Here is a 4,487-nt window from a genome sequence, read left to right as displayed (position 1 = left end):
CGGCTCCCGTCGCACCCGCTGCCGCGCAGGCCGCCGAGGCGGCTCCCGTCGCACCCGCTGCCGCGCCGGCCGCCGAGGCGGCACCCGTCGGACCCGCGGCCGGAGCGACTGCCGCCTCCGAGATCGACGAGACCACGCGCGAGCGGCCCGAGCGACAGGCCGCCGCCAGGGCTGCCGCCGTCGTCGCGGCCGCGGCGATCGCCGACGACGCGATCGCCGATCCGTCGCCGCGTGCCGAGAGCAAGGCGCCCGAGACGCCCACGGCAGCGGCCGAGGCTGCAGCCGCGGCATCCGCTGCCCCGGTCCTCAGCGATCACGTACCCGTCGACGGGGCTCCGGCCACGATGACCCTGGAGGACGTCCTCTCCGATGCGGGAGTCGAGGTCGACCTCGATGCGGCTGACGTGGCCGCTGCGACCACCGCGCCGCCCGAGACCGAGGCGGCCCCGGTCTCCACGGTCGACAGCGAGCCCGAGGCATCCGATGCCACCGTCGACCTGGCGGTCGCGGTCATCCCGGCGCCGCGCAAGGCGACCGCCCGCAAGAAGCGCACGCTCCGCGTCGCGCGGCCGGCGCCGTCGCCCGACGCACCCACGGTGCTCTCGATCGAGGGCCTCGTGAAGAAGTTCGGCGACAACACCGCCGTCGACGGCATCACCCTCGATGTGCGAGCCGGCTCGTTCTACGGCATCGTCGGTCCGAACGGCGCGGGCAAGACCACGACGCTCTCGATGGTCACCGGCCTGCTCCGACCCGACGCCGGCATGGTGCGCATCAACGGCATCGACGCGTGGGCCGACCAGCGCGCGGCCAAGCGCGCCACCGGCGTACTGCCCGACCGGCTGCGGCTCTTCGACCGCCTCACCGGTGCCCAGCTGCTCTACTACTCGGGGGTCCTGCGCGGCCTCGACAGTCGTACCGTGCGCGAACGGAGCACCGAGCTCATCGCCGCCTTCGGCCTCGAGGACGCCGTCGACCGGCTCGTCGCCGACTACTCCGCGGGCATGACGAAGAAGATCGCGCTCGCCTGCGCCATGATCCACGCTCCGCGTCTCCTCGTGCTCGACGAGCCCTTCGAGTCGGTCGATCCCGTCTCCGCGGCCAACCTCACGGAGATCCTCGAGCGGTACGTCGGCGGCGGCGGCACGGTGGTGCTCTCCAGCCACGGCATGGACCTCATCGAGCGCGTCTGCGACTCGGCGGCGATCATCGTGGGCGGCCGGGTGCTGGCATCCGGAACGCTCGACGAGGTGCGCGCCGGCGAGACGCTCGAAGACCGTTTCGTCGAGCTCGCCGGCGGACGCAAGGCAGCGGAAGGCATGGAATGGTTGCACAGTTTCTCCGACTGAAGCTGCGCCTGCTCGGGAACATCTTCCGGCGGAGCGTCTGGCAGGTCGTGGGGATCGTGCTCGGCCTCGTCTACGGACYGGGTCTCGCCGCGCTCCTGTTCATGACGCTCGTCGGGCTGCGCTTCGTCGGTGACGTCGAGCTCATCCGCGACGTGTTCATCGTCGCGGGCTCGGCGACGGTGATCGGCTTCGTGGTGCTCCCGCTGCTGTTCGGCGTCGACGACACCATGGACCCACGGCGGTTCGCGCTGTTCGGTCTGCCCGACCGCACCCTGGCGTTCGGCCTCGCGATCGCCGCCATGATCGGGATCCCCGCCTTCGTGCTCGCGATCGTGCTCGCCGGGACCGTCGTGACCTGGTCGCGTGGAGTGGGGGAGACCATCCTCGCGCTGCTCGCCGCGGCGCTCGCCTTCGCGACGTGCCTGCTGCTCGCCCGGGTCTCGACCTCACTCGCCTCCGTGCTGCTCGCCACGCGACGCGCGCGGGAGGTCAGCAGCGTGCTCGGCGTGCTCTTCATCGTGCTGATCTCGCCGATCATCGTGGTGCTCGCGACGCTCGACTGGGCCAGCTCCGGCCTCGGCGTGCTCGAGTCGCTCGCGGGCGTGCTCGGCTGGACCCCGCTCGGCGCCGCCTTCGCCGCACCCGGTGACGCGGCGGCCGGCGACTGGGGCGTCGCCATCCTGAAGTTCCTCGTGGCCGTGCTCACGCTCGGAGCGCTCTGGCTGGCCTGGCAGGCGGTCGTGGCGCGCATGCTCGTGACCCCGGGCCGCGAGGCCTCGGCGAAGAGCTACCGTGGCCTCGGCTGGTTCGACCGGATGCCGCACACGGCGACGGGTGCGGTGGCCGCCCGCAGCATCACCTACTGGTTCCGCGACGCCCGCTACTGGGTGTCGTTCATCATGATCCCGATCGTGCCGCTGCTGGTCATCGTGCCCCTCGGTCTCGCCGGCATCCCGCTCGCCTACACGGCCCTCATCCCGGTGCCGCTCATGTGCCTGCTGCTCGGATGGTCGCTGCACAACGACACCGCCTATGACAGCACCGCGGTGTGGCTGCACGTGGCCTCAGGGGTGCGCGGCGCATCCGATCGCGCAGGCCGGCTCGTGCCCGTGCTCATCGCCGGCATCCTCGTGATCGGTCTCGGCAGCTCCGTGACGGTGTTCGTCATCGACGACTGGCGGCTGCTGCCGTCGGTCATCGGCGTGAGCACCGCCCTGCTCCTCGGCGGGCTCGGGGTCGGCTCGATCACGTCGGCACGCTTCCCCTACCCGGCCGTGAAGCCGGGCGACAGCCCCTTCCAGCAGCCGCAGTCGACCGGCGCGATCACGGCGCTCGTGCAGTCGATCACCATGCTCGGATCACTGCTCGTGGCCGCCCCGGCACTCGCCTTCGCGACGCTCGGCTTCCTCGACGGCGACTCGACGTGGAACGCGGCGGCGTTCGCAGCGGGCACCGGGCTCGGCATCGCGATGCTCGTGCTCGGCATCCTGGCCGGCGGACGCGTGTTCGACCGGCGCGGGCCCGAGATCCTCGGCGCGGCGCTTCGCGCCTGAGTTCCTCGCCGCATCGCACGAGCCGGCTGCGGGATCGCGGGAAGGCCGGCACCGTGGCATCCGCGCGTAGAATCGAGCACATGATCGATCCTGCACGCGCGAGCATCGCCGACCCCGACGCCCCCGGTGGAGGCACCTCCGTGCTCGACCGCGAGCTCGAGAAGCTCCTGCAGGACGAGGCCATCGAGCCGGGCGACCACGAGCGGTTCTCGCACTACGTGAAGAAGGACCAGATCCTCGAGTCCGCGATCACCGGCAAGCCCGTCAAGGCGCTGTGCGGCAAGAAGTGGACGCCGGGGCGCGACCCCGAGAAGTTCCCGGTGTGCCCCACCTGCAAGGAGATCTACGAGCGGATGAAGTCGGCGTAGTCCTCCCGGCGGCGCGTCTCCCGGCGGTGCGTCGGCAGAGCGGTGCGCACGGTCAGCGGTAGGTCGTCGGGATCACCGGCTCGCCGCGTCCGAGGCGGAACGCCTCGATTGGCAGCTCCTGCATGACCTCGGCCCGGTGCTCGCGCGCCGCACGCGTGCCTTCGGCACCGAGGAACGCCGGGTCGGCGACGCCGTCGTGCATGAGGTGCACCATGAGCGGACGCAGTTGGCTGCCGGGTTCGAACTCGGCCTCGCCGTCGGGTCCGTCGCCGACGTAGACGACCTCCTCCCGCGCGGTGCGCGTGGAGTCGAGGCGCCGTGCCGCGTTCTTGCGGCCGCCGACGCTCGCCTTCTGCGTGGATGCCTTCGCCACCGCGACCCACTCGCCGGCGTCGTCGCGACGGGCGACGAGCTTGTACACCATGCCCGCCGCGGGGAATCCCGAGCCGGTCACGACGGCCGTGCCGACACCGTACGCGTCGACCGGGGCGCCCGAGAGGCCCGCGATCGTGAACTCGTCGAGGTCGCTCGTCACGGTGATGCGCGTGTCGACGGCGCCGAGCGAGTCGAGCTGCTCGCGGACGGCCGCCACCACCGTGGGCAGGTCGCCCGAGTCGATGCGCACGGCGCCGAGCCCCGTGCCGGCGACCCGCACGGCCGTCTCGACGCCCCTCGCGATGTCGTACGTGTCGACGAGCAGGGTCGTGTCGGGGCCGAAGGCCTCGACCTGTGCGCGGAACGCCGCCTCCTCCGAGTCGTGCAGCAGCGTGAACGCGTGGGCCGCGGTGCCCATCGTGGGCAGGCCCCAGGTGCGACCCGCCTCGAGGTTGGAGGTGGCGTCGAAGCCCGCGATGTAGGCGGCACGGGCCGCGGCGACCGCCGCCAACTCGCTCGTGCGACGCGAGCCCATCTCGGCGATCGGCCGCCCGAGGGCGACCGAGACCATGCGCGCGGCGGCGCTGGCCACCGACGAGTCGTAGTTCAGCGTCGACAGCACCACGGTCTCGAGCATCACGGCCTCGGCGAACGTCGCCTGGATGGTCAGCAGGGGCGAACCCGGGAAGTACGCCTCGCCCTCGCGATACCCCCAGATGTCGCCACGGAAGCGGTAGTCGGCGAGCCAGTCGAGCGTCTCGGGTCGAACGACCTCGTTCGACCGCAGCCATTCGAGCTCGGCGTCCTCGAAGCGGAACCGCTGCACGAGCTCCAGGAGCCGC

General features: G+C 72.1%; 4 protein-coding genes. 3 read left to right on the top strand and 1 reads right to left on the bottom strand.

Features of this window, described 5'->3' with window-relative positions; all coding sequences use genetic code 11:
- From AC1DY2_RS16080 to AC1DY2_RS16070, 3 genes are all read left to right on the top strand, one after another.
- The coding region (locus AC1DY2_RS16080) for an ABC transporter ATP-binding protein (RefSeq protein ID WP_476763335.1) at positions 1 to 1,349 on the top strand (1,349 nt) is incomplete at its 5' end.
- Complete coding sequence (locus tag AC1DY2_RS16075; RefSeq protein ID WP_476763334.1) at positions 1,325 to 2,902, top strand: hypothetical protein; 1,578 nt, start codon at positions 1,325 to 1,327, stop codon at positions 2,900 to 2,902. The genes AC1DY2_RS16080 and AC1DY2_RS16075, both read left to right, overlap by 25 nt.
- Positions 2,903 to 2,982: 80 nt before the next feature.
- Positions 2,983 to 3,270: a DUF3039 domain-containing protein gene (locus tag AC1DY2_RS16070; protein ID WP_309979667.1), complete on the top strand. Its 288-nt coding sequence runs from the start codon at positions 2,983 to 2,985 to the stop codon at positions 3,268 to 3,270.
- Between the two features lie 52 nt (positions 3,271 to 3,322).
- Here the strand turns inward: AC1DY2_RS16070 and AC1DY2_RS16065 are convergent.
- A partial coding sequence (locus AC1DY2_RS16065; protein ID WP_476763333.1) for a nicotinate phosphoribosyltransferase occupies positions 3,323 to 4,487 on the bottom strand: 1,165 nt, incomplete at its 5' end.

Source organism: Agromyces sp. P1_H4 (assembly GCF_056405255.1).
This window is presented reverse-complemented; position numbering and strand designations above follow the sequence as displayed.